Origin of the sequence: Kribbella sp. NPDC006257 (assembly GCF_040613535.1) — a bacterium.
Lineage (GTDB): Bacteria > Actinomycetota > Actinomycetes > Propionibacteriales > Kribbellaceae > Kribbella.
The window spans coordinates 19,328-41,063 of the sequence record NZ_JBEXSJ010000033.1 but is presented as its reverse complement, the minus strand read 5'-3'; the positions used below and the strand labels follow the sequence as shown (position 1 = coordinate 41,063).

Annotated in this window: 22 protein-coding genes and 1 tRNA gene; 9 read left to right on the top strand and 14 right to left on the bottom strand. The window is 63.9% G+C overall.

Going from position 1 to position 21,736, the window contains the following annotated elements:
* The first annotated feature begins 112 nt into the window (after positions 1–112).
* Positions 113–580: a peptidase inhibitor family I36 protein gene (locus tag ABZ004_RS31135; protein ID WP_355684654.1), complete on the top strand. Its 468-nt coding sequence runs from the start codon at positions 113–115 to the stop codon at positions 578–580.
* Between the two features lie 130 nt (positions 581–710).
* Here ABZ004_RS31135 and ABZ004_RS31130 read toward each other — a convergent pair whose 3' ends face one another.
* From ABZ004_RS31130 to ABZ004_RS31120, 3 genes are all read right to left on the bottom strand, one after another.
* Positions 711–1,385 (bottom strand): alpha/beta fold hydrolase, encoded by a 675-nt coding sequence (locus tag ABZ004_RS31130; RefSeq protein WP_355684653.1) that lies wholly within the window; start codon positions 1,383–1,385, stop codon positions 711–713.
* A 237-nt stretch (positions 1,386–1,622) separates the two neighbouring features.
* Positions 1,623–2,003: a DUF4240 domain-containing protein gene (locus ABZ004_RS31125; RefSeq protein WP_355684652.1), complete on the bottom strand. Its 381-nt coding sequence runs from the start codon at positions 2,001–2,003 to the stop codon at positions 1,623–1,625.
* A 431-nt stretch (positions 2,004–2,434) separates the two neighbouring features.
* Complete coding sequence (locus ABZ004_RS31120; RefSeq protein WP_355684651.1) at positions 2,435–2,716, bottom strand: hypothetical protein; 282 nt, start codon at positions 2,714–2,716, stop codon at positions 2,435–2,437.
* Between the two features lie 549 nt (positions 2,717–3,265).
* Between ABZ004_RS31120 and ABZ004_RS31115 the strand changes: the two genes are divergently transcribed.
* Positions 3,266–4,651, top strand: a complete 1,386-nt coding sequence (locus ABZ004_RS31115; protein ID WP_355684650.1) for a HEPN domain-containing protein — start codon at positions 3,266–3,268, stop codon at positions 4,649–4,651.
* A 135-nt stretch (positions 4,652–4,786) separates the two neighbouring features.
* Positions 4,787–5,422 (top strand): hypothetical protein, encoded by a 636-nt coding sequence (locus ABZ004_RS31110; RefSeq protein ID WP_355684649.1) that lies wholly within the window; start codon positions 4,787–4,789, stop codon positions 5,420–5,422.
* Positions 5,423–5,903: 481 nt separating this feature from the next.
* On the opposite strand, the gene ABZ004_RS31105 is transcribed toward ABZ004_RS31110, so the two are convergent.
* Positions 5,904–8,570, bottom strand: coding sequence for an NACHT domain-containing protein (locus ABZ004_RS31105; RefSeq protein ID WP_355684648.1), 2,667 nt, complete (start codon positions 8,568–8,570; stop codon positions 5,904–5,906).
* Positions 8,571–9,026: 456 nt separating this feature from the next.
* On the opposite strand from ABZ004_RS31105, the gene ABZ004_RS31100 reads away from it, so the two are divergent.
* Positions 9,027–9,389 carry a tyrosine-type recombinase/integrase gene (locus ABZ004_RS31100; protein WP_355684647.1) on the top strand — a complete coding sequence of 121 codons (363 nt, stop codon included), beginning with the start codon at positions 9,027–9,029 and terminating at the stop codon, positions 9,387–9,389.
* A 99-nt stretch (positions 9,390–9,488) separates the two neighbouring features.
* On the opposite strand, the gene ABZ004_RS31095 is transcribed toward ABZ004_RS31100, so the two are convergent.
* From ABZ004_RS31095 to ABZ004_RS31085, 3 genes are all read right to left on the bottom strand, one after another.
* A tRNA-Leu gene (locus ABZ004_RS31095) sits at positions 9,489–9,569 on the bottom strand.
* 46 nt (positions 9,570–9,615) lie between these two features.
* A complete protein-coding gene (locus ABZ004_RS31090) occupies positions 9,616–10,170 on the bottom strand; it encodes a peptide deformylase (protein ID WP_355684646.1) in 555 nt (184 codons plus the stop codon).
* On the bottom strand, positions 10,167–10,673 hold the full coding sequence (locus tag ABZ004_RS31085; protein ID WP_355684645.1) for an ACT domain-containing protein: 507 nt from the start codon (positions 10,671–10,673) through the stop codon (positions 10,167–10,169). The genes ABZ004_RS31090 and ABZ004_RS31085 overlap by 4 nt, the downstream gene beginning before the upstream one ends.
* A gap of 105 nt (positions 10,674–10,778) precedes the next feature.
* Here ABZ004_RS31085 and ABZ004_RS31080 point away from each other — a divergent pair, with 105 nt between their 5' ends.
* Positions 10,779–11,897 carry a histidine kinase gene (locus tag ABZ004_RS31080; protein WP_355684644.1) on the top strand — a complete coding sequence of 373 codons (1,119 nt, stop codon included), beginning with the start codon at positions 10,779–10,781 and terminating at the stop codon, positions 11,895–11,897.
* Positions 11,894–12,559, top strand: a complete 666-nt coding sequence (locus tag ABZ004_RS31075; protein ID WP_355684643.1) for a response regulator transcription factor — start codon at positions 11,894–11,896, stop codon at positions 12,557–12,559. Before ABZ004_RS31080 ends, ABZ004_RS31075 begins: the two co-directional genes overlap by 4 nt.
* 79 nt (positions 12,560–12,638) lie before the next feature.
* On the opposite strand, the gene ABZ004_RS31070 is transcribed toward ABZ004_RS31075, so the two are convergent.
* On the bottom strand, positions 12,639–13,949 hold the full coding sequence (locus ABZ004_RS31070; RefSeq protein ID WP_355684642.1) for an NAD(P)/FAD-dependent oxidoreductase: 1,311 nt from the start codon (positions 13,947–13,949) through the stop codon (positions 12,639–12,641).
* A gap of 240 nt (positions 13,950–14,189) precedes the next feature.
* Entirely contained in the window at positions 14,190–15,209 is a 1,020-nt protein-coding gene (locus ABZ004_RS31065; protein WP_355684641.1) for a zinc-dependent alcohol dehydrogenase family protein, read from the bottom strand.
* Between the two features lie 147 nt (positions 15,210–15,356).
* On the opposite strand from ABZ004_RS31065, the gene ABZ004_RS31060 reads away from it, so the two are divergent.
* Positions 15,357–16,223 (top strand): helix-turn-helix transcriptional regulator, encoded by an 867-nt coding sequence (locus ABZ004_RS31060; RefSeq protein ID WP_355684640.1) that lies wholly within the window; start codon positions 15,357–15,359, stop codon positions 16,221–16,223.
* Positions 16,193–16,642 (top strand): cupin domain-containing protein, encoded by a 450-nt coding sequence (locus ABZ004_RS31055; RefSeq protein WP_355684639.1) that lies wholly within the window; start codon positions 16,193–16,195, stop codon positions 16,640–16,642. The genes ABZ004_RS31060 and ABZ004_RS31055 overlap by 31 nt, the downstream gene beginning before the upstream one ends.
* A gap of 8 nt (positions 16,643–16,650) precedes the next feature.
* Here ABZ004_RS31055 and ABZ004_RS31050 read toward each other — a convergent pair whose 3' ends face one another.
* Together ABZ004_RS31050 and ABZ004_RS31045 are read right to left on the bottom strand one after the other, a co-directional pair.
* Entirely contained in the window at positions 16,651–17,493 is an 843-nt protein-coding gene (locus ABZ004_RS31050) for a uracil-DNA glycosylase (RefSeq protein WP_355684638.1), read from the bottom strand.
* A gap of 22 nt (positions 17,494–17,515) precedes the next feature.
* Entirely contained in the window at positions 17,516–18,949 is a 1,434-nt protein-coding gene (locus ABZ004_RS31045; protein WP_355684637.1) for an MFS transporter, read from the bottom strand.
* Between the two features lie 130 nt (positions 18,950–19,079).
* Between ABZ004_RS31045 and ABZ004_RS31040 the strand changes: the two genes are divergently transcribed.
* Positions 19,080–19,652: a helix-turn-helix domain-containing protein gene (locus tag ABZ004_RS31040; RefSeq protein WP_355684636.1), complete on the top strand. Its 573-nt coding sequence runs from the start codon at positions 19,080–19,082 to the stop codon at positions 19,650–19,652.
* Here ABZ004_RS31040 and ABZ004_RS31035 read toward each other — a convergent pair.
* The 3 genes from ABZ004_RS31035 to ABZ004_RS31025 are packed head-to-tail and all read right to left on the bottom strand — an operon-like array spanning position 19,649 to position 21,724.
* Positions 19,649–20,590 carry a Ppx/GppA phosphatase family protein gene (locus tag ABZ004_RS31035; RefSeq protein WP_355684635.1) on the bottom strand — a complete coding sequence of 314 codons (942 nt, stop codon included), beginning with the start codon at positions 20,588–20,590 and terminating at the stop codon, positions 19,649–19,651. The genes ABZ004_RS31040 and ABZ004_RS31035 overlap by 4 nt on opposite strands.
* Positions 20,583–21,125, bottom strand: a complete 543-nt coding sequence (locus ABZ004_RS31030) for a DUF501 domain-containing protein (RefSeq protein WP_355684634.1) — start codon at positions 21,123–21,125, stop codon at positions 20,583–20,585. Before ABZ004_RS31030 ends, ABZ004_RS31035 begins: the two co-directional genes overlap by 8 nt.
* Positions 21,122–21,724 (bottom strand): septum formation initiator family protein, encoded by a 603-nt coding sequence (locus ABZ004_RS31025; protein WP_355684633.1) that lies wholly within the window; start codon positions 21,722–21,724, stop codon positions 21,122–21,124. Before ABZ004_RS31025 ends, ABZ004_RS31030 begins: the two co-directional genes overlap by 4 nt.
* Positions 21,725–21,736: the final 12 nt, after the last annotated feature.

Here is a 21,736-nt window from a genome sequence, read left to right as displayed (position 1 = left end):
TTCATGGTCACTAAATAACGGGCCATTGAATTTCTCAGTGACTTGTTGACGGACAGTCAACTTCGGCGCACTATCTGTTGCTAGTAACCGCCCCTCAGAAGGAGTCCGCCCCATGAATAAGGTACGAATTGCCGTGGCTTTGGCAGCGACCACCGCTGCCGCATTCTCCGTCGCTCTGCTGCCGGCGTCGGCCGTTTCGGCGCAGCCGTCGCTGACCCAGAAACTCACCGCGCAGGGCGGGCAGCTCAGCGCCGACGGCCGCTGGATGCGGATGCCCGGCGGCGTCGATGTGTCGATGTCCCCGACCGTCTTCGGCGACTGCCCGTCCGGCTGGGTCTGCCTGTGGCAGGACGGCAGCTATTCCGGCCGGATGCTCAAGTGGAGCTCATCCGGTACGTCGATCGCCCACCTGAGCGACTACGGTTTCAACGACGAGATGTCCTCCTGGGCGAACCGCGGTTCGCACCTGGCCCGCTGGTGGACCGACGCCAGCTTCAACGGCACCCACCACGACATGCCGGCCGGCAGCTCCGCGGCCCACGGCGGCGGCGACACCGCCAGCTCACTCAAGATTTACTGAACCACCCGGCGCCGAATTCACTGAATCGAATTCAACGCGCGCCACGTACAAATTCCGCACTCCGTAATGGCCCGGCCGGCAACCCCGGCCGGGCCTTTGCCTTAATTCACTCCCAGCAAAAGTCCCCGCTTTACCTATCTCCGGCGATCTCCTGAAGAATGTCCGCCAACCGCTGCGGATCCCGACGCGCGATGTTGTGCCCAACCGGTACTTCGTATACCCGCCACCCCGAGTCGCTCCGCAACCGTTCGGTCAACTCCACGAACGGACTGCCGTCCCACGAACCCCCACTGATGTACGTCCGCCCGACCGCCTGCCCAACCCCACCCCGCAGCCGCACCGACTGCACAAAGCTAGCCAGCGGATGCGCCCGCGCCCGCGGATCCATCCCCTCCGGCGCCGCCACCCACCGCCCGTCGCCACGTGCTCCGGCGATGAACAGCTCCCGGAAACTGTCGCTGGTCAACGACCAGCACGAGTCCCCGTCCTCCGGCACATACGCATCGATGAACACCAGCTCATCAATCCGCTCCCCCACCCCATCCGCAACCCCGGCGATCACCAGCCCCGCATAACTGTGCCCACACAACGCAACCGGCTCCCCACCACCCCGCTCCACCACGCCGGCGACCTGCTCGACATGATCCGCAAGATTCGCCGGCAACTCCCCCTCCCCCGGCCCCTCACTCTCCAACCCCGCAAGCGTCACCGCCTCCACCACATGCCCACCCCGGCGCAACTCCGCCGCCACCTCGTCAAACACCCACCCGCCCTGCCACCCACCCGGCACCATCACAAATCTCATCCCGGGATCGTAGGCCCACCCGCCCGCCCGCCGACCCAAGCCCGACCCGACCAACGCAGTACCTCCAAGCCCGACCGACGAACGCAGAACCCCCAGGCCCCGTCCCGACCAATGCCGTACCCCAAGCTCGTCCCGATCGACAGGAAATACCCGCGCCCCCGCCCGCCCACCACGCTCACCCAAGCGACGGGCGCCCGCAGTACAGGCCCTATCTCCTGTCGATCGGGACGGCGGTTGTCAGTTGGGTTGGAATCGGGCTGCGAAGAGTTGGCTCAGGTCGGGGAGGCGGTTGCTCCACTCGGCTTCGCTGCGGAGATCCCAGCGATCGTCGGCGGGTGCAACGAGGCCTGCGCGGAAGTCGGCGAATCCGTCATCGGAGAGATATCTGTACTCGATGTTCCAGCAGGCCGCACGGCCGTTCCACAGGTCGGCCTGGGCACGCACGTCGCTGAACAGGTCGTCGAACGCGATGATTTCTGGACGAGGAAGTCTCACCAGCTCTGCCACCAACGCCTCAGCGACCGCACTCGGCCGGCCGTCTGCGCGGGCTCGATCCGCGTCTGATCCGGCCGCAACTCGGGCAGACTCCACCACTCGCCAGAATCCGTCGATATCCACGCACCCGAGTATCCGCAACCACAGTGCCCGGGACGGGATTCGAACCCGTATGCCTTTCGTCTGCGAGGTTTAAGTTCGACCTGAGGCCATACCGGACAGTCCGCAGTCGTTCATCTGAGCCACAAGACCTTAGGGCGGTACCACGCCGACCAGTGGTGAACAGCACTGAACTGCAACCACCCACGGCTTCTTGCAGCAGTTGTGAGCGATCAAATCTGACCTCTTCCATGCCATGGGCGGGAGTCGTGGCAGCCTTCTACGCGGGATGGCGCTCGATGCCTTTACTGCAAGGCGATCTCACGCTTCTGATTGCAGCGCGTTGGATTCGGTTTCGAGCCGTTCATACGCCTGGCGATCTCGCAAATCTCTCCCACGAGAGGCCTATCGATGTCGCGACCTGCGGGGCTCGATGTGAGGCTGTACGACTCCTTTTAGAGGTCAGCAGGATCGCCACGTCCCGGCATCGCGGGGATCGCGAACTCCGGGTAGTTCCCATCGTCATCGACGAATCGGGGCAGCACACTGCCGCCCATGTAGTTGACTCCGCTCTCCTTCAGCCGTTCGTAGGCGCCTCGCATGAAGATGCTCCCTGCCATACTTCCGGCGTCCGGCGCTTCGATCATCATGAGTTCACCGGTAGGCGAGGTGCCTTCGAGGCCGTAGGCAGTCTTCAGGGCAATCAGGTCGGTGATCTCGACCTCGAACTCAATCACGATTCGATGGAACCTGGCTTCGTCGCTACTGTCCGTCATACTGATTCAATCGCGAACGGGCTGCCGACGTTACCGATGGCCACACTGCGCTGGCGTCCATTGACACGTAGGCGTCAACTAGCCAGCATCGAACACATGTTCTACTGTTGCTCGCATGGGCGGCAACAAGCGATACCCCCGACCAAGGCGCCCGGACCCCTTCAAGAGACACTGCTGGGTCCTCGGAGACAACCGGGGCCAACGTGGCCCATGGGTTGGTCTGATCCTGGAGTGGCAGAAGATCAACTCTGAGGACTGGATGGCTCGCGTGATCTACATGCGCAATCCCAAACGCGGGGAGGCTGTCGAAGAGTGGCTCCAAGCTGGCCTCTTGAGGCCAGCCGATTCATCGACATTCGAAAAGCTTGCAGACGAAGCTCACTACATCGACACCCTGGACTCTAGCCAGAGACCATCGCGAGGTGGAGGATGTGGTTCCTCGTAGGTATCCGGTGGGGGCATCGGGAGACGCGAGACCAAATCAATCAGGACGCGCGTAGGGGGAAGACAATGGCAAACGAAGCCTTTGAAGTGAATGGCAAGTGGTGGCTGCCGGAAAAGCCTGCGAATGCAGTAGTCGGGCGACTATCGTACGATCCGGACAAAGGTACAGAACTCGTACTGGCGGGCACTCTTAAAAGTTATGATGAGAAGTCCACTGTATTGGAAGATGGCTCGATACAGACCGAGCTAACTGAATCTTCACTGGATGGGTCTTATCCGCTAATCCATGGCCAAAGTGGATCTAGCGCATTCACGCTGATTGATTGCTTCAGAACCAAAGGATCAGCCCACTTCCCGTCAATGCAGGAAGAGGAGATCATCAGAGCTAATTCAGCTATAAAGGGCGCCTGGTTCGATGGTGATCCAATGGACGCTGAGGGCGTCAGCGTGAGCACACGGTATCTGAGCCATTGGATCGATATTGGCGGCTTCGAAGAAGACTTGGAGAGTACGCCTTCAGGTGAGCTCACGAAGACTTTACGCATCACGCAACGGCCGGCCGAGCAAGCCGACCTAGCCAACGGCATGAAATGTACTCTCGTGCACGGTATTGGCTGGGCAGGCGAAGGCATAGTCAGTCGCGAACTATCTCAGAACTACAAGTTCACGATCCGAAATTCTGCTCTGGTCGAACTGCAAGACTTGCTCGACATGACAAGCGATTTCCAGGATTTGGTATCCGTGGGAACTGGCAGGATAGCTGAATACACTCATATCTGGTTCTCGCGGCCTGATGTACAGGAACAGACGCTCGCTGGCACAGATGTTGGTGAGTTGGCGCTTCATTACTACGCACGATGGAACGTCCGCGACAACGCAGCAGCGAAGAAACTGGCGCCACATGAGATGTACTTCTCCTACGGCGACCTTGGAGGTATGTCCGGCGTCAAACAGTGGCTCGACTGTGCAGCCGATTACCGATCTCTCCTGAGCGCGGTAATGGCTACCAGCTATTCGGAATCCATGTTTGTCTCCGACCGCCTATTGAATCGAGCCGCGGCATTAGAGTCTTTCGACAAGACGGTCACCGGATACCAGGGGAGCAATTTCAAGACCCGGATCGAGCGCTGCGGAAAGCTCGCTGGTCCAGAGTTTTTAGCATTACTCGGCACGAGTGCTGAAGAGTGGGCAAAAGCGGTCAAATTTGAGCGCGACGATATCGCTCATCACCTCGGCAGGCACATACGGCGCGACGCTCCAGATCTTTACTTCCTCGCGGAATCACTATACTGGGCATTCGTCTTATGCTTCTTGCGTCAGATGAATGCACCCCAAGCTGTATTTACAAGGATTATGAAACATCAACAATGGGGCTTCCTAGGGCCCAAGGTCACGGCCGCAATCAAAACCGTTGCTGCGATGGCAGACGCTGAGGATAGCTCGAATACTTGACCGTTAGATGTCAAGGCACGCGGCAGTCCTGCATCGAGGCGATACATTCTCGACGAAGGACTTGCGCATCCATACCGTATCCGCAAACTGGAAGCATCCGGACTATTGACTCCGGGCAGAAAATAGGGGAAGACGTTGACTGAGCGCCAGTGGCCATACTGGACTATCAGATTCTTTTGTATTGCGACCTTCATCGCTGGATCCATTCTCATCATTGGCGGACTGCCTGGCGGGCTGATGAAGAAGTGGCCAGAATCATACGTTCCATCGGGCGCTGGAATGGTCGCCTCAGGCCTCGCAGCTTTCGTCGGCTTGCAAGCAGCTGTCGGTTGGCGCCAACAGCGCCGTCGCGAGCTAGAGGTTTCAGAGCATCGACATCGCGAGGATATATACGAAAAGTTGATCACTCACATGACAGAGTCGTTCGTCAAGGACCTGTCTAGCGGCGGGCCAAAAGCATCAGAATCGCTCATCCGATCTCAGGCAGCTCTCTGGGGCAGCAAGGAGACCATCGAGGCCCTCCGCAGTTGGCATAAACATACATACCTCATCGTGACGAACTACGGTGGCAATCTCCTCGATCACCCAGATGCCAAGTTAGAACTTTGGGATCGGTACGCTGCGGTCGTCACTGCAATACGAAAAGAATTGAGCCCGTCATTTCGCAAGGATCCACTTGCCAAGGAATTGATCCTCGGGATGATATTCAACGACTACCCCGAGAATGCTGGGAAGAAAATAGAACCAAGCCCAACCAAAATTGGCCAATGACAGTTACGTGTCAAGCAGCGGGCAGTCTTCTCGCATCGTCCCGATAGCTGCCGACCTCAGGTCCGGTTCGGCGTGGGTCCAGGGGCGAGCTTGCTCGATCGCGGAGCGACGCTGGAGGCGCCCTTGACGCGGGCCGGGCCGGACCGTCCCTCCCATGATTGCTAGCGGGACGATGCGGGAACCCACGATCAGACGGCGGCCCACCCTGGACCACGGCGGCGGGTAGCCGGCCGATTGGCGAGTAGCTAGATCACAGGGTGTCGATCGTTGATGGCGAGTTCTGCTGTCTGCAACCGGCACCCTTGGCACATGCGCGCCAAGCCAACGGGGGACGGGGCCGACGAGCCCTTAGGCGAGGAGCCGGAGGCTCCCCCGCTCCCCCGGTCCTTCGGTGGCGGCGCGCTTTCGGGCCCTGGAAGGGGCCCGTCTTGAAGACGTAGAGAAACTTGTCAGGCCGCATGGCGGCAATTCTGCGAAGTGGCTACTTGGGGTTGCCGACGAAGCTAAGCTCTCCGTTAAACCAGCGAACCACGAGATCGGACGCCCCGGGTAGTAGATTTAGAGGCCCGATGATTTTCTCCGAGATCCGCGAATCAGCTTCCACCGCGTCATCGGCGGTGCGCCAGAATTTGCGAGCTCCTGGCTCCTCCAGGTCTCCAGCGAAGCTGAACAGCAGTCTAGAGCGGTTCCTTCTGACGCGGGTCGCGCTTCGCGCATGGGGCCAACGCACTTCCCACAGTGCGAGCTTAGCTAGCACAGCCACCGACCGGTGCGTGGGACTAACCTTCTGCATCAAGCCCGGCACAGTGCCAACAAATGCAATCTCGCGGTAAGGTCTACGGTCGCGCAGCCAGGGAAAGTCAGATTCAATCAAGATTTCATAGAACTCAGCAAGTTGCGCCTCCGTGAGCACCATGTCGCGCATGGTCAGTCCATTAGCTGTTGCACACGCCAGGTAGGCCGGAGGAAGCATCAGCAGATCGCCGGTCTGATGCGGATCAAACAGGGCACTCATTCCGAATTTAGAGAAAAGCTCCTTGAGCGAGTAGGCTTTTTGAACAGCTAGCTTAGTTGCAACCCACGGAATGGTTCGCGCCTGTACTTCTATAAAACTCGATAAAAGTTCAGCGTACTCCTCCTGCTTCAGTTCCCAGAACTCTTCTGCTTCAGGTTGAATCTTGTTCCTGCCATAGTCAACGATGGACCAAGCTAGCAGAAGAGCAGGCTGATCCATTGGCTCAGCCTTCAACCTCTCCAGAATTCTGTTCTCGAAATATTTTGCGGTCAGCTTCTGATTTTCCAGAGCGACACCAGATATTCCTTCCGCAAGGGCAGTGAAACTGCGGCTGGGAGATTTTACAGTACCCCATTTGGAACAATGGCTATCAACTACCGATTCAACGATCAGCCGAAGGACGGCTGGGCGAGGCACAATGAAGTTAAGCGCTCGGCAGGCGAACGCTAATCCATTATAAGACTCGATGGGCCGCTTTGAGCGGATAGATCGCTCGACCAAGAGGTGCAGGAAGTCATCGGCGCCGTCATCAACTGATTTTCCAAGGATTTGAAGGGATAGTTGGGCAACGACTTCCCATTCGGCTCGCTTGATGTGTGGCCAAAGTTCAGCGAATAGAGACCGTGCACTTCGCTTCGTTTTTACAAGCTGACTTGCGGCAAAATATTCCAGGAATGTTCGATGCGTGAAACCATATAATTCGGCACCCACGTCAGTGAGAACCCAGGCTCGACCCTTACAAAAATCAATGAACTCGGTAGCAGCCTGCTCTGCATCGTCTTCATTATCAAACCGCTTCTCTAGCAGGTAAGACCTGACCCACTCAATTAGCTTGCCGCGTGACAGGCCGGTCTGCGCCTCGGTCCGCGGGTATAGCCATAAGGCGAGCGCTCGCATTGCCGACTGCACGTGTGCATCGAACGGCAACGGAGCTACGATGCCGCGCTGCCTATCCCATTTCTCGAATAGCAACAGCGCGCAACGCTCGTAGACGTCTGGGCGATTCTTCGGTATATACCGTTCGCTAGCATAGAGGCCGCACATAAGTGAAAGTAGGAGCGGATTAGAAGTCAGATCCCGCACAAACTGACTGTCAGAAAGAAAGGCATCGGTCAAGGCCTTGCGGTTTTCGTTTGGCACGGACGCGTCGAGCTTGAACCACTTCTCCGCATATTCTCTAACTTGACTGAAACTGAACCTGTCAAGGTGCACTTCATGAAAGAGGTCTGGGTCGAGTGGCGCTTCTTCGTAACCGACTTTCCGCGATGTCACCAACACTGGGGTCGTTGGGAATCGATGACAAAAGCCTTCGACCGCTTGAACAATTTCACGGCGGAGCGAAGTGTCCAACAACTCGTCTAGACCATCGAATACGAGAACCGCGCGCCCATTCAAAAGACTATGCTCGATTGAGGCATGGGATACGGTTATGTGATAAAGGGCGGAGGTAGTGGTAATTATATAGTCGACCAGCGAAAGCTTCTGCTCACTATATTCGCGCGCAAAGTCACGCAGAACGACCAGGAAGCATATCGTCGCCGGTAGGCCGCGTGCCTTGCCGGCGTTAATGTCGTGAGCAAGTTTTATTGCAGAAGTAGACTTGCCGCCGCCTGGGTCACCAAGGAGTACTAGTCGGTGAGTTTCCCCTAGCAGTGAGGGGAGATCGCGTTCCTTTGCCGACTCCGGAAGGCGCGCTTGGGTATCCGCGGCGATTAGGAACGGCTGCACGAACAATTGCGAGTAGGGGACCTGCCTAGTCGTTCCGGCGTGAGGCAGCCGCATCTTTGAATGCGAATTCCTGTAGGCCGCCTTTAATTCTTGCTCAACTTTACGGAATCCGACAAGATCGTCCAGATGGCTCAGAATATCCGCATTCCGCGTAGTCGCTGCCGCTACATTGCCAGCCATCTTGGCAATCGAAGCTCGCATCTGAGGCGTCAATTGCTTACCTTGATCGAAATATTGTGCCACCTGTGCGGTGACGTTAGTTTCAATCAAGTCAAACACGACTGTAGTTAGCTTTGATAGAATGACCTCATTGGTGATACAAATATTGAGGCGCAGTGCGTGCCTGAGTTCTGTCTTTAAGTCGTCTAATTGAACGATAGACCCCTCGCCCAGGGCCTGAAGCATCTGTAGTGACGCTAACGAGAAGGTGATCCTCTCGAACTCGACAGTTGCGAAGAATGCATGCAGGGACTCGCTTTCTAGCTCGTCAAGTTCATCGAGGAGGCTGAGTTCGCTGCTTGACGAGGCCGACTGAGATAGCTGCTGCTTTGTTTGCCGCGTCGCCCACCTTTTGCTTAAACTTCCACTAGCCCAATTCATAGCCCGAGAGGCTCCCTTTTGGGCTGCGGACAGCGCAATACCTTCAACTACCACGACAATTCCCCCACACTTAGCAAATACACACCCCCACAGTGTGAGTGAGACAGATTAGTCTAGTTACTCGTACTTGTCATCGCCCTGTGACGAGTAGATGCACTGTGCCCTCATGGTTGATGGTGTGCTAGAACAGTGGCGTGGAGCTTCTTCATCAGGGCAAGGTTCGCGATGTGTACAGCGATCGGCCTGGGGAGGTGATCCTCGTTGCGACTGATACCGCAACTCAAGGCGCAGAAGGCTGCCCAGTCCGCGGAGCGTCTCGCTGCCGGAGATCAGTGGGAAGACTGGGATCTCGTTTTTGCGGGCCCAACCGGCAAACCCGTCAACCCAAGGGCTGACTGGGGCGAGTTCAAGGCCATGCTCCAATCGGCCGGCCTTCGCAACGCTCGACCCCACGACGCACGCCACACCGCCGCCACCCTCCTGCTCGAACAAGGCGTTGACATCCGGGTTGTACAAGAGATCCTCGGACATTCCAGTCTCGCCGTGACCAAGCGGTACACGCACGTCACGAGCAAGCTTGCCGAAGACGCGGCCACCAAGATGGGCAAGGCGTTGTGGGCATGAGTCCGAGCGCAATTGCAACCACTGGTGCAACCAAAGTGGCCATCCTTGCGGCGTGGCTAATATTCCTCGCCAGGCATCTGCGCAGGTCAGTCCGCATAGTGCCCGGGACGGGATTCGAACCCGTATGCCTTTCGGCTGCGAGGTTTAAGCTCGCTGCGTCTGCCGTTCCGCCACCCGGGCCTACGTCAGGGGATGACGATACAAGGAACGGGGGTGGACCGCGCTGTTAGAGGTAGACCTTGCGGGGGTAGAGGGCGTGGGCGCCGGCTACCCGGTCGAGGAAGAGTTTGCCGGCGCAGTGGTCGAGTTCGTGCTGGATCGCGCGGGCCTCGAAGGCGTCGGTGGTGAGGGTGAGCAGATCCACCGTGCCGGGGAGGGTGCCGCGGATGGTCAGGCGGGTGGCTCGTTTGACGTCGCCGGTGAGGTCGGGGACGGACATGCAACCCTCGCGGGCCTTTTCCTGGCGGGTGGCTTCGATCACCGACGCGTTGCAGAGGACGAAGACGCCATGGCAGGTGCGGGTCTTCGGGTGGCCCGTCACGTCCAGAGCGAACATTTGGGCGGCGACGCCGACTTGAGGGGCCGCCAGGCCGACGCAGCCGGGCGAGACGCGCATCGTGGCGACCAGGTCTGCTGCGAGGGCGATCATCACCGGGTCCATGGGGTCCACGTCGGCGCCCTCGGTGGCGAGGACGGGGTGAGGCGCGCGGATCACCTCCAGCACATCGCCGACGAGCCCGAGCTGGGCCGGCGTCCAGGTCTCGAGAAGCTGGTTGATCACAGGTCGTCGCTCTCGGCTGGGCGCAAGGTGACGCCGACGCCGAGTTCTTCCGCGGTGATCTCGAGAGCGCGCTGGAGCAACTCCAGGTCGGCCGTTGCGGGCAGCTCGACCTCAGCCGTCAGCACATACAGAGCACCGCTCAGCCGCGTGGTCAGATCGGTGATGGTCCCGCCCACCGAGGCGATCATCCGGGTGACAGCAGAGACGATCCCCGGCCGGTCCGCTCCGTGCACGCTGAGCATGTACGGCGCTCCGATCGCCGCATGAGCCAGTTCGGGACCCATCTGGCGCACCGTGATCACCAGTTCCCCGCGGAGCGGCTCCAACGCTTCCTTGACCGACGAGAAGTCGCCGGCGCAGACGATCATCATCGCGAAGTGCCCGCGCAGCAGGGTCATCGAGGAGTCCTCGAGGTTCACGCCGGTACCGACCAGGGCCTCGGTGACGTCGGCGATGATGCCCGGGCGGTCCGGACCGATGACGGTGACTGCGAGCTGACTCATGGCGCAGAACCTACCTGGCCGAAAGTCTCGACCTGCCATGACTTCGGTATTCGGACTCCCCGGGAAGCCCTCGAACAAACCCGCGGCGCCACTATCGTCGTCACCATGACCACACCTCACCGGCGGAGCCGCCGTGACTGGGTGGTCGACACGTTCGTCTTCATCGCGGCTCTGCTGGGCAGCCTCCTCCTGTACGACGCGGGCGACCACGACCCGATCTCGTCCGGCCTGCTGGCGCTCGACTTCGTCAGCGGGATCGTGCTCTGCTGCGCGCTCTGGTTCCGCCGCCGCTGGCCGGTCCAGCTGGCCATCGCCGGGGCGTTGATGACGACGTACTCCGACGCCGCCGGCGCCGCGACCCTGATCCTCGTCATGACCGTGACGATCCACCGCCCGCTCCGCGCCACCTTCTGGGTCTTCGTGGCGAACATCGTCAGCATCGTCATCTACGCCGAGGTACGCCAGAAGCCCGAGCCCTGGGGCGTCACCATCGGCTTCTCTCTGGCGATCTACGCGGCAGTCGTCGGCTGGGCGCTCTACATCCGCTCCCGCCGCCAGCTCCTGCAGACTCTCAGAGACCGCGCCGACCGCGCCGAGACCGTCGCCAAACTCCAGGCGCAGCAGGCCCAGCTCCGGGCCCGCGAGGAGATCGCCCGTGAGATGCACGACGTACTCGGGCATCGTCTGTCCCTGCTCAGCGTCCACGCCGGCGCCCTCGCGTACCGACCGGACGCGTCGGCCGAGGAGGTCGGTGGTGCCGCCGAGATCATCCGCGCCAGCGCCCACCAGGCCTTGCAGGACCTGAGAGAAGTGATCGGCGTACTACGAGCGCCCGTCGGCGAACTCCCCCAGCCCACCTTCGCCGACCTCCCGATCCTGGTCGAGGACTCCCGCAAAGCCGGTCTCCCGGTCGAACTCGATTTCGATGCCCCCGGCATCCTTCCCGACCACGTCGGCCGGACGGCGTACCGGATCGTCCAGGAGGGCCTGACGAACGCGCTCAAACACGCACCTGGCGAACCGGTCCGGATCCGCGTGATCGGTGCCCCGGGCAACGGGTTGGAGGTCGAGGTGGTCAATCCGGCACCGCAGCGGGGTACCGGCGACGGGCAAGGGCTCAGGGGATTGACCGAGCGAGCAGCGCTGGTGGACGGGCGGCTCGAGCACGGGCGGACCGATGCGGGCGACTTCCGGCTCGCTGCTTGGTTACCGTGGCCTGCATGACGATTCGGGTCCTGATCGTGGATGACGATCCTTTGCTGCGCGCCGGGCTCAAGTTGATGCTGGGTGGCGCGCCGGACATCCGGGTGGTCGGTGAGGCGGGCGACGGCGCCGGCGTGACCGGGCTGATCGACCAGCTCTCCCCCGACGTCGTGCTGATGGACATCCGGATGCCGGGGACGGACGGCCTGACCGCGACCGAGACGCTCCGCCGCCGGCCGGGCGCGCCCGAGGTCGTCATCCTGACCACGTTCGATGCCGACGAGCACGTACTACGGGCGCTCCGCGCCGGTGCGGCCGGTTTCGTTCTCAAGGACACCCCGCCGGCCGAGATCGTCGAGGCGGTCCGCCGGGTCGTGAACGGCCAGCCGGTGCTCTCCCCCGCGGTGACCAAGCGGCTGATCAGCCGGGTCGCGGACTCCGGTCAGGACCAGCGCAAGTCGAAGGCTGCCGATCGGCTGGCGGTGCTGAACGACCGGGAACGCGAGATCGCCGTCGCGGTCGGCGAGGGCAAGTCGAACGCCGAGATCAGCGCGACCCTCTACCTCAGCGTCCCCACGGTCAAGACGCACGTCTCCCGGATCCTGACCAAGCTCGACCTCAACAACCGCGTCCAGATCGCCCTGCTCGCCCACGACGCCGGCCTCCTCGACGAAACCCGCTGAGATCCGAACAAGCCAGGTTGCGTCCGAAGAAGTGGACCGCACATCCCTCCGCTTCTTCGGACGTAACGCGAGACGACTGTTACTTGGAGCCTGCCGCGCGGCGGAACTCGTCGTTGGGGGTCTGCAGGCTGCCGAGGCTGGTGACCTCGCGACGGAAGAACAGCGCGAGGGTCCAGTCGAGGATGACCCGGGCCTTGCGGTTGAAGGTGGGCACCCGGGAGACGTGGTACGTCCGGTGCAGGAACCAGGCCGGCCAGCCCTTCACCTTCACGCCGTACAGCTGGGCGACGCCCTTGTGCAGGCCGAGGCTGGCGACCGAGCCCACGTACTTGTGCTTGTAGTCCTGCGGCGGCTGCCCGTCGACGACGCGGAGGATGTTCGCGGCGAGCCGGTGGGCCTGGCGGACGGCGTGCTGGGCGTTCGGGGCGCAGTACGCACCGGTGTCCGAGGTCAGGTCGGGGACGGCCGCGTTGTCACCGGCGGACCAGGCGTCGTCCTCGCCCTCGATCCGCAGGTTCGGGAGGCACTTGATCCGGCCGCGCTCGTCCAGCGGGAAGTCGGTCATCGCCAGCGCCGGGTTGGCCTTCACGCCGGCCGTCCAGACGATCGTGTCGGCGTCGAACTCCTCGCCGTCGCTGAGGACGACATGGCCCTTCTCGCAGGACTCCAGCCGGGTCTCCAGCTTGATGTCCATGTTGCGCTTGCGGAGCTGGTCGACCGTGTATTTGCCGAGCTCCTCGCCGACCTCCGGGAGGATCCGGCCGGTCGCCTCGACCAGCACCCAGCGCATGTCCTCCGGCTTGATGTTGTCGTAGTACCGGGTGGCGTAGCGGGCCATGTCCTCCAGCTCCGCGAACGCCTCGACGCCTGCGTATCCACCACCGATGAAGACGAAGGTCAGTGCGGCCTTGCGCAGCACCGGGTCGGGCTGGGAGGACGCGACGTCGAGCCGGTCCAGCACCTTGTTCCGAAGGGCGATCGCCTCTTCGACGTTCTTGAACCCGATCGCCTGCTCGGCGAGACCGGGGATCGGCAGCGTGCGGGCGATCGAGCCGAGCGCGACCACGATCTGGTCGTAGCCGAGCTCGTAGTCCGGGCCCTCCTCCGGCATCACCTTCGCGACCTTGTGCGCGTGGTCGATGCTCGTCACCCGGCCGGTGACGACCCGGCATCCCTTGAGCGTCTTGCGCAGCGGCACCACGACGTGCCGCGGCTCCACCGAACCGGCCGCTGCCTCGGGCAGGAACGGCTGGTACGTCATCACGGACCGCGGGTCGACCACGGTCACACGGATCCTCCCGCGCCTGGCAGCCTTGCGCAGGCCGTAGGCGGTGTACATCCCGACGTAACCGCCCCCGACGACGAGGATGTGCGGTACCTGGGCTGTCATCCGGCTCACTCTCCCTGAGTGGTGCTCCAACTTCATGTCTACTTCAGGATACTGCGCTCGTGAAAACTTTCACAAGCCCTCTTCCGAGTGATCTCACCCACCGGAATCTGCCCCGTCCGAGGGGGCCCGCTGCCCCTATCCTGCGGCCTGCCGCCCCGCTGGACCAGCTACTCGACCGCCCGGTACACAACCGCAAACCCCCGGACGCCGATCGGCGTCCGGGGGTTTGCTGGATCAAGGTCAGACGGTGAGCAGGACCTTGGTGGCGGTCCGCTGGTCCATCGCCCGGTATCCCTCGGCGGCCCGGTCGAGGGGCAGGGTCAGGTCGAAGACCTTGCCGGGGTTGATCTTGCGGTCCCAGATCAGCTGGACGAGCTCGGGCAGATACTGCCGGACCGGGGCAGGGCCGCCGTGGATGTGCACGCCGGCCATGAACAGTTCGTCGCCGGGGATCGCCACGTCGTGGGAGACGCCGACGAACCCGACGTGGCCACCCGCCCTGGTGGAGTGAATCGCCTGCATCATCGCTTCCTGAGTGCCGACCGCCTCGATCACCGAGTGCGCTCCGAGCCCGCCGGTGAGCTCCTTGACCCGGGCCACGCCGTCCTCACCGCGCTCCTCGACGATGTCGGTGGCGCCGAACTCCTTGGCCAGCGCCTGCCGATCGGCATGACGGCTGAACGCGATGATCCGCTCGGCGCCCAGTTGCTGCGCGGCCAGGATGCCCAACAGGCCCACGGCACCGTCACCGACGACCGCGACCGTCTTCCCCGGTCCGGCCTCGGCAGCGACCGCGGCGAACCAACCGGTGCCCAGTACGTCGGACGCCGCCATCAGCGATGGGATCAGGTCCGGGTCGGGCATTCCCGGGGTGGCGACCAGAGTGCCGTCGGCCAGCGGGATGCGGGCCCGTTCCGACTGGGTGCCGCGGGTGCCCATCAGGACACGGTGCACGCAGTAGGCCTGGTAGCCGGCCCGACAGATCTCGCAGGTGTTGTCCGACGCCCAGAACGAGCCGACCACGAAGTCACCGACCTTGACGGTCCGGACCTCATCACCGATCTCCTCCACGACACCGACGTACTCGTGGCCCATGACCTGGTGGTCGACGGGCTCGGCGCCTCGATAGGGCCACAGGTCACTCCCGCAGATGCAGGTCGCCGACAGCCGGATGATCGCGTCGGTCGGCTCGACGATCTTCGGGTCCGCGCGGTCCTCGACCTGAACGTTCCCGGGGCCGTACATCACAACCTGGCGCATCGCGTGCAACTCCTCCTGATCAAACGAGTGGGGCACCTTCGAGTGAACCCGTCGGCTTGCTGAGGAAGAAGTCACTGTCGATGGGTGTACTGACAGGACATCCCTCATGCCCTTTGACACCGCTGCGGGCGGGCTAGGGTCGATGTCGTGGACAACCGTCAGGAGGTACGCGAGTTCCTCACCACTCGTCGTGCCCGCATCACCCCGGACCAGGCCGGGCTGCCCACCACCGGCAGCCGGCGGGTGCCTGGTCTACGCCGCAGCGAAGTGGCAACCATCGCCGGACTGAGCGTCGAGTACTACGCCCGCCTCGAGCGCGGCCAGATCGCCGGAGCCTCGACCGGCGTCCTCGACGCACTCGCCCGGGCGCTGCAGCTGGACGACACCGAACGCGCTCACCTGTTCGACCTGGCCCGCGCCGCCGACGGAATCCCGGTCTCGGGCCGACCGCGCCGCCGTACGCCGGGCAAGGCTGCCTCGCGACTCAGTTTGCAATGGACGCTGGAGGCGATCACAGACGGCGTCGCCTTCGTCCGCGATTCGCACCAGAACCTGCTCGCCACGAACACGCTCGGCCGGGCCTTCTACTCACCCGTCCTCGGCGACGGCGGACGCACCCCGAACCTGGCCCGGTTCCAGTTCCTCGACCCGGCCTCGCGGGACTTCTACCCGGACTGGGAGCTGTTCGCTCAGATGTGCGTCGGCATCATGCGCGCCGAGGCCGGCCGCGACCCGCACGACCGTGGCCTCCAGGACCTCGTCGGTGAACTCTCCACCCGCAGCGAGACCTTCCGCCAGCTGTGGGCCGACCACAACGTCCGCACCCACTGCTCCGGCACCAAGCGGTTCAACCATCCCGTCGTCGGCGAACTCACACTCGCCTACGAAGAACTCGCGATCACCGCCGAGCCAGGACTGGTACTCCTGGTCTACACCGCCGAACCCGGCTCACCATCCGCCGAAAGGCTCCAACTGCTCGCCTCATGGGCACAAACCCCGACGACTTCCAGCTAGAGGAATCCATGCAGATCACCCGCAGCTCCCTCGACACCGTCAAAGGACCGGCCGACTGGTTCACCGGCGACGTCTACATCGACGCGGTCGCCGCGGCCCCGGCCCCCTCCCGGATCGCCGCGAACCTCGTCCACTTCATGCCCGGCGCCCGGACCCATTGGCATCGCCACCCGTTGAGCCAAACCGTCTTCGTCACCGAAGGCACCGGACTCTGCCAGCGCCGAGGCGGCCCCATCGAGGTCATCCGCCCCGGCGACCGGGTGCTCTTCGAAGCTGACGAAGAGCACTGGCACGGCGCCGCCCCCAACCGCCTGATGGTCCACCTCGCCATCAACGAGGCCGACGAGGACCATGCCACCGTCCACTGGCTCGACCCAGTCACCGACGAGGAATACGCGGCCGCACTGCCTATTGACTGAGTGGCGAGCTACAGGTCGGCTAGGGACTTGGCTCGGGTGAAGATTGCGTCGAGCATGGGTTCGGTGAGTTTGCCGGTGAAGGTGTTCTGCTGGCTGGGGTGGAAGCAGCCGAGGACGGTGACTTCGCCGTACGGGCCCGGTACGACGTACTCGGCGGCGTGACCGAATTTCGGGCGCGGGCGGGGGACGGCGCCACCGACGGCCTGGAGGGCGTTCAGGAGGACGTCGAAGCCGAACTTGCCGAGGCAGACGATGACGCGGGTGGTCGGGAGGACCAGGCGGAGTTCCGCGTGGAACCACGGGGCGCAGGTGTCGCGTTCCTCGGGAGTGGGTTTGTTGGCGGGTGGTGCGCAGCGGACGGCGGCCATCATGCGGGCGCCGAGCAGGTGCAGGCCGTCACCGGCATGGGTGCTGGTGGGTTGCGACGCGAGGCCGACCCGGTGGAGGGACGCGAAGAGCCAGTCGCCCGACCGATCGCCGGTGAAGACCCGGCCGGTCCGGTTGCCGCCGTTGGCGGCGGGGGCCAGCCCGGCGATCAAGATCCGCGGCGACGAAGCGCCCCAGCCGGCGATCGGGCGGCCCCAGTAGGGTTGGTCCGCGAACGACTTTCGCTTGCTCAGGGCAACTTCTTCGCGCCAGCCGACGAGCCGGTCGCAGGCCCGGCAGACGGAGACCCTGGCGTCGAGTTCCGCCAGGGCATCCGTCGCCGGGAGGTCGTCGGCGAGCGCGACTACGGCAGCAGGGTTGCCGGCGATCGGCGTACGGGGTGAAGCCGGATCCTCGGGCCAGCCGGTGCCGGGTGGTACCGGGCTCTCGAACAGCTCCCCTGTCAGCGGGTGCGGCAGCTTCATCCCCTCAGCCTAAGACTGCGGGTCAGCTGACGAGTTCCTCCAACACCGGATCCGGAGCGGCGTACTTCGTCCGGCGGGCGGCCGGGATCGCCAGGGCGAGCAGGACCGCTGCCGCGGAGAATCCGGACAGCAGCAGGAAGGTGTCGGTGAAGCCGGACTCCGCGGGCAGACCGGACGGCTGGAGGTGACCGGTGATGATCGAACTGGCCACCGCCGTACCGATCGAGCCGCCGATGGTGCGGATGTTGGCGTTCATGCCGGTAGCGGCACCGGTCTGCTCCCGCGGAACGTTCTGCACGATCAGGCTCGTCATCGACGCGTAGGCCAGGCCGAGTCCGATCCCGAAGAGCGCGGTCGACAGCGCGACCTGCCACGGGTCGTCGTGGTACTCCGCGAAGGCGAGCGAGGCGACCAGGCTCAGCGCCGATCCCAGCACCACCTGCGCCTTCGCCCCGAAGTACGGAGTCATCGGCCCACTCAGTGAACCGGTGACGGCCATCGTCACCAGCATCGGCAACATCAGCAGACCCGCCTGCGTCACGCTCGAGCCGAAGCCGAATCCTGCCGCGGTGGGAATTTGCATGAACTGCGGTACGAACGCGTAGACCGCGAACATGGCCGCACCGAAGAGCAACGCCACCAGGTTCGTCGTCCAGACCGCCGGCAACCGCATCATGCGCATGTCGATCAGCGGGTTCCGCGAACGGAGCTCGACGGTGATCCAGCCGACCAGCAGCACGACGGCCGCCACGAACAGACCGATAGTCCGAGCCGACCCCCAGCCCCACGACCGCCCCGCACTCAACGGCAACAGCAGTGCGATCAGCCAGCCCGACAGCATCGCGGCGGCCAGCCAGTCGATCCTGCCGGGCACCCGGTTCGGCGACTCGGGGACGTAGCGGCGCACCATCACCGTGGCGAGCGTGACGATGATCATCGGGATCCAGAACAGCCAGCGCCAGCCGAGTGCTTCGACGATCGGCCCGGCGAGCACGATCCCGAGCCCACCACCGGCCGCGATGACGGCCGACACCAGGCCGACCACGGACGGGACCCGCTCGGCCGGGAACTCGTCCCGGATGATGCCGAACGACAGCGGGAACACGGCGCCGCCGAGCCCCTGGATCGCGCGGGCGCCGATCAGTACGCCGATGTTGGGCGCGACCGCTGCGAGCAGACAGCCGATCGCGAGGGCGACCAGGCCGATGAGCAGCGTGCGTTCCTTGCCGACCATGTCGCCGACCCGGCCGAGCAGCGGTGTCGCCACCGAGACGGACAGCAGCAAGGCGGTGAAGACCCAGGTGACCATGCTCGGGGTGGTGTGCAGATCGCGCTGGATGAGAGGCAGTGCCGGGGTCACCAGCGACTGCAGCATGGAGAAAGCAGCCACGACGGTCGCCAGCACAGCCAGCGTCAGTCGCGGCGAAGTCGTCTTTCGATGCCTGATTGTGGGCATGCCGAAGTCCTTCGAGAGGGTGTGAACGCGCCACGCGACGGCGGCGCCGGAGTCCCGACCTGGTAAAGTCGAGGTATGCCTCCACTATAGCGGAGGCTTGCCTCCGGTACTAGTCGATAGGGTGGTTGGGGTGACAGAGAACTCGCGTCCCGCGCTGGGCGTCGCCGTGAAACGCCCCGTCCGCAGCGATGCCCGCCGGAACTTCGACGCCCTGCTGAGCGCCGCCCGGGACGCCTTCGCCGAACACGGCACCGGGGCCTCGCTTGAGGAGATCGCCCGCCGCGCCGGCGTCGGGATCGGCACCCTCTACCGCAACTTCCCCACCCGGCAGGACCTGTTCGACAGCGTCTACCTGGGCGAGATCGAGGAGCTCTGCGCGGCCGCCGTCCAGGTCGCCGACCTGCCGCCGTGGGAGGCGCTGGAAGCCTGGCTGCAGCGTTTCGTCGAGTACGCCGCCACGAAGAAGGCCATCTACGAGGAGCTGAATCGCGACTCCGAGGCGTTCCGCGTGGCCCGGGAGGCGATGTACGCCGCCGGCCAGCCGCTCTTCGACCGGGCCCAGGACGCCGGCGCGCTGCGCACCGACGCACTCTTCGACGACGTACTCCGGATGGTCAGCGGGCTGACCGGCGCCGGCTTCGTCGACGAGGATCAGCGAACCAGGGTCCTCCAACTCGCCCTGGACGGCCTCCGCCCGCGTTAGTCGCCGGCAAGGGACAGCGCGACCCCGTCGAGGATGTCGTGCTCGGAGACCAGCAACTCGTCGTACGCGAGGTGGTCGGCCACCCGATCATGCAACCGCTGCAGAATCAGCGCCCCAGCACCGATCACATCAACTCGTCCAGGATGAATAGCCGGTACGGCGGAACGCGCCGCCCGGGTCGACCCCATCAGCCAGGCCGTTGTGTCGAGCAACAAAGGCGCCGGGATCCGCGCGTGATGGATCACGCCGGGGTCGTACTCGGTCAACTGCAGAGCAACTGCGGCGACCGTGGTCACCGTGCCGGCCACGCCGACCAAACTCCTTGCCTCCGACAACGGCACGGCGCAGGACTCGAGCAACGCGTCGACATCTCTGGTCGCCGCCGCCATCTCCTCGATCGAGGCCGGATCCGATGCGAGGTGGCGCTCGGTCATCCGCACTGATCCCATGTCGAGCGATTCCGCCGCGATCACTCCGGAGGCGTCGCCCAGGATGAGTTCGGTCGATCCGCCACCGATGTCCGCGACCAGATACGGGCCCGGTACGTCGATGGTCGCAAGTCCCCCGGTCGCCCCGGTGAAGCTCAGTGCGGCCTCTTCGGCACCGGAGATGATCTCGGGCTGGACTCCGAGCCGCTGCTCGATCCCGGCGAAGAACTCGTCCCGGTTGCTCACGTCCCGCGCGGCGGAGGTGGCGACGAAGCGGACCCGCGCGACGTCCGCCGTACGGATCAGAGCCGCGTACTCCGAGGCGGCGGCGAAGGTTCGCTCCAGAGCTTCCGGTGCGAACGCTCCCGATGAGTCGACTCCTTGGCCGAGCCGCACCACTCGCATCTGCCGATCGACCTCGGTCAGCACCCCGTCCGCACAGTCGGCAATCAGCAACCGAATCGAGTTGGTCCCACAATCGATCGCCGCGACACGTACCGCGTCAGTCATCGAGCCGCTCGGCCCCGCCCGCACCGGGCGCGTCCGGCGCCGGGTCGACGCACGGGCCGCGCCGGCCCCAGTCCGACAGGGCGCCGAGTGCTTCGTCGCCGAGCGGATTCACGCCGGGACCAACTGCCAGGGAGTGGCCGATCAGGACGTGGAGGCATTTGACCCGGGTGGGCATGCCGCCCGCGGTGATGCCGTCGATCTCGGCGACGTGCTCGATCGACTCGCGGTGTGCGAGGTACGACTCGTGCGCCGCCTGGTAGGACTTGGCGAGCTCCTCGTCGACGGCGAGGCGCTCGGTCATCTCCTTCATCATCCCGCCGGCCTCGAGCGTCCCGATGGCGGACGCGAGGCGGGGACACGTGATGTAGAAGGTGGTCGGGAACGGCGTACCGTCCGGCAGCCGCGGCTCGGTCTCGACCACGTCCGGCAGCCCACAGCTGCACCGATGCGCGATCGACCGGATCCCGCGAGCGGTCCGCCCGAGCTGGGCGCTCACCGCTGCTTGATCGGCAGCGTCGATACTTTCTGAGGTCACCGATTGGCCTTGGGGGTCAGGATGGGTTTCGGGGTGGGCTTCGCCGGCGGCGGCGCGGCCGGTTTGACCGGTTTGCCGGCGCCCTGCACGCTGCCCCACAGCTTCGTGTACCAGGTCGGGTCCTGCTTGTCGGCCGTCGGATCGGTCGGACCAGCGGGCTCGGGCGGCGCTCCGACCGGCTTTCCGTCGGCACCGATCACCCGGTAGCCGACCTCGCCCGGCATCACCCAGCCGAGTCGTTGCCGGGCCTGGGCGCGCACATAGGCGTCGTCGTTCCAGCGGGCGATCTCGTCGTCCAGCTGGTTGACCCGCTTCTCGCGATCGCGGATCTCCTGCTGCAGGGCGCTGATCTGCTGGTGCTGGTCGAACCAGACCCGCAGGCTCTGCGCGTACGACACGACCAGCGCACCGAGCACGAGCAGCACCACGGCTGCCCGGCCGGTGAGATTACGGGAACCCCGGGTCCGGACCGGGCCGGCCGGGGTGCCCGTCGTACGGCGTTTGGGTTGGTGAGCGTCCCGCCGGGCAGGTGGACGCGACTGGCTGCGACTCGCTGGTCGCGAGCCAGGCCGTGCACCTGGATCCCGGCGGGAGGACATCCAAGAACCTTA

What these genes read in the sequence shown, in the direction of transcription:
- ABZ004_RS31070 (WP_355684642.1), bottom strand. Translation starts at nt 13,949, where the DNA reads ATGACAGCCCAGGTACCGCACATCCTCGTCGTCGGGGGCGGTTACGTC.
- ABZ004_RS31130 (WP_355684653.1), bottom strand. Translation starts at nt 1,385, where the DNA reads ATGAGATTTGTGATGGTGCCGGGTGGGTGGCAGGGCGGGTGGGTGTTT.
- ABZ004_RS31115 (WP_355684650.1), top strand. Translation starts at nt 3,266, where the DNA reads ATGGCAAACGAAGCCTTTGAAGTGAATGGCAAGTGGTGGCTGCCGGAA.
- ABZ004_RS31045 (WP_355684637.1), bottom strand. Translation starts at nt 18,949, where the DNA reads ATGCCCACAATCAGGCATCGAAAGACGACTTCGCCGCGACTGACGCTG.
- ABZ004_RS31035 (WP_355684635.1), bottom strand. Translation starts at nt 20,590, where the DNA reads ATGACTGACGCGGTACGTGTCGCGGCGATCGATTGTGGGACCAACTCG.
- ABZ004_RS31105 (WP_355684648.1), bottom strand. Translation starts at nt 8,570, where the DNA reads ATGCTTCAGGCCCTGGGCGAGGGGTCTATCGTTCAATTAGACGACTTA.
- ABZ004_RS31075 (WP_355684643.1), top strand. Translation starts at nt 11,894, where the DNA reads ATGACGATTCGGGTCCTGATCGTGGATGACGATCCTTTGCTGCGCGCC.
- ABZ004_RS31135 (WP_355684654.1), top strand. Translation starts at nt 113, where the DNA reads ATGAATAAGGTACGAATTGCCGTGGCTTTGGCAGCGACCACCGCTGCC.
- ABZ004_RS31065 (WP_355684641.1), bottom strand. Translation starts at nt 15,209, where the DNA reads ATGCGCCAGGTTGTGATGTACGGCCCCGGGAACGTTCAGGTCGAGGAC.
- ABZ004_RS31080 (WP_355684644.1), top strand. Translation starts at nt 10,779, where the DNA reads ATGACCACACCTCACCGGCGGAGCCGCCGTGACTGGGTGGTCGACACG.
- ABZ004_RS31025 (WP_355684633.1), bottom strand. Translation starts at nt 21,724, where the DNA reads ATGTCCTCCCGCCGGGATCCAGGTGCACGGCCTGGCTCGCGACCAGCG.
- ABZ004_RS31055 (WP_355684639.1), top strand. Translation starts at nt 16,193, where the DNA reads ATGGGCACAAACCCCGACGACTTCCAGCTAGAGGAATCCATGCAGATC.
- ABZ004_RS31085 (WP_355684645.1), bottom strand. Translation starts at nt 10,673, where the DNA reads ATGAGTCAGCTCGCAGTCACCGTCATCGGTCCGGACCGCCCGGGCATC.
- ABZ004_RS31050 (WP_355684638.1), bottom strand. Translation starts at nt 17,493, where the DNA reads ATGAAGCTGCCGCACCCGCTGACAGGGGAGCTGTTCGAGAGCCCGGTA.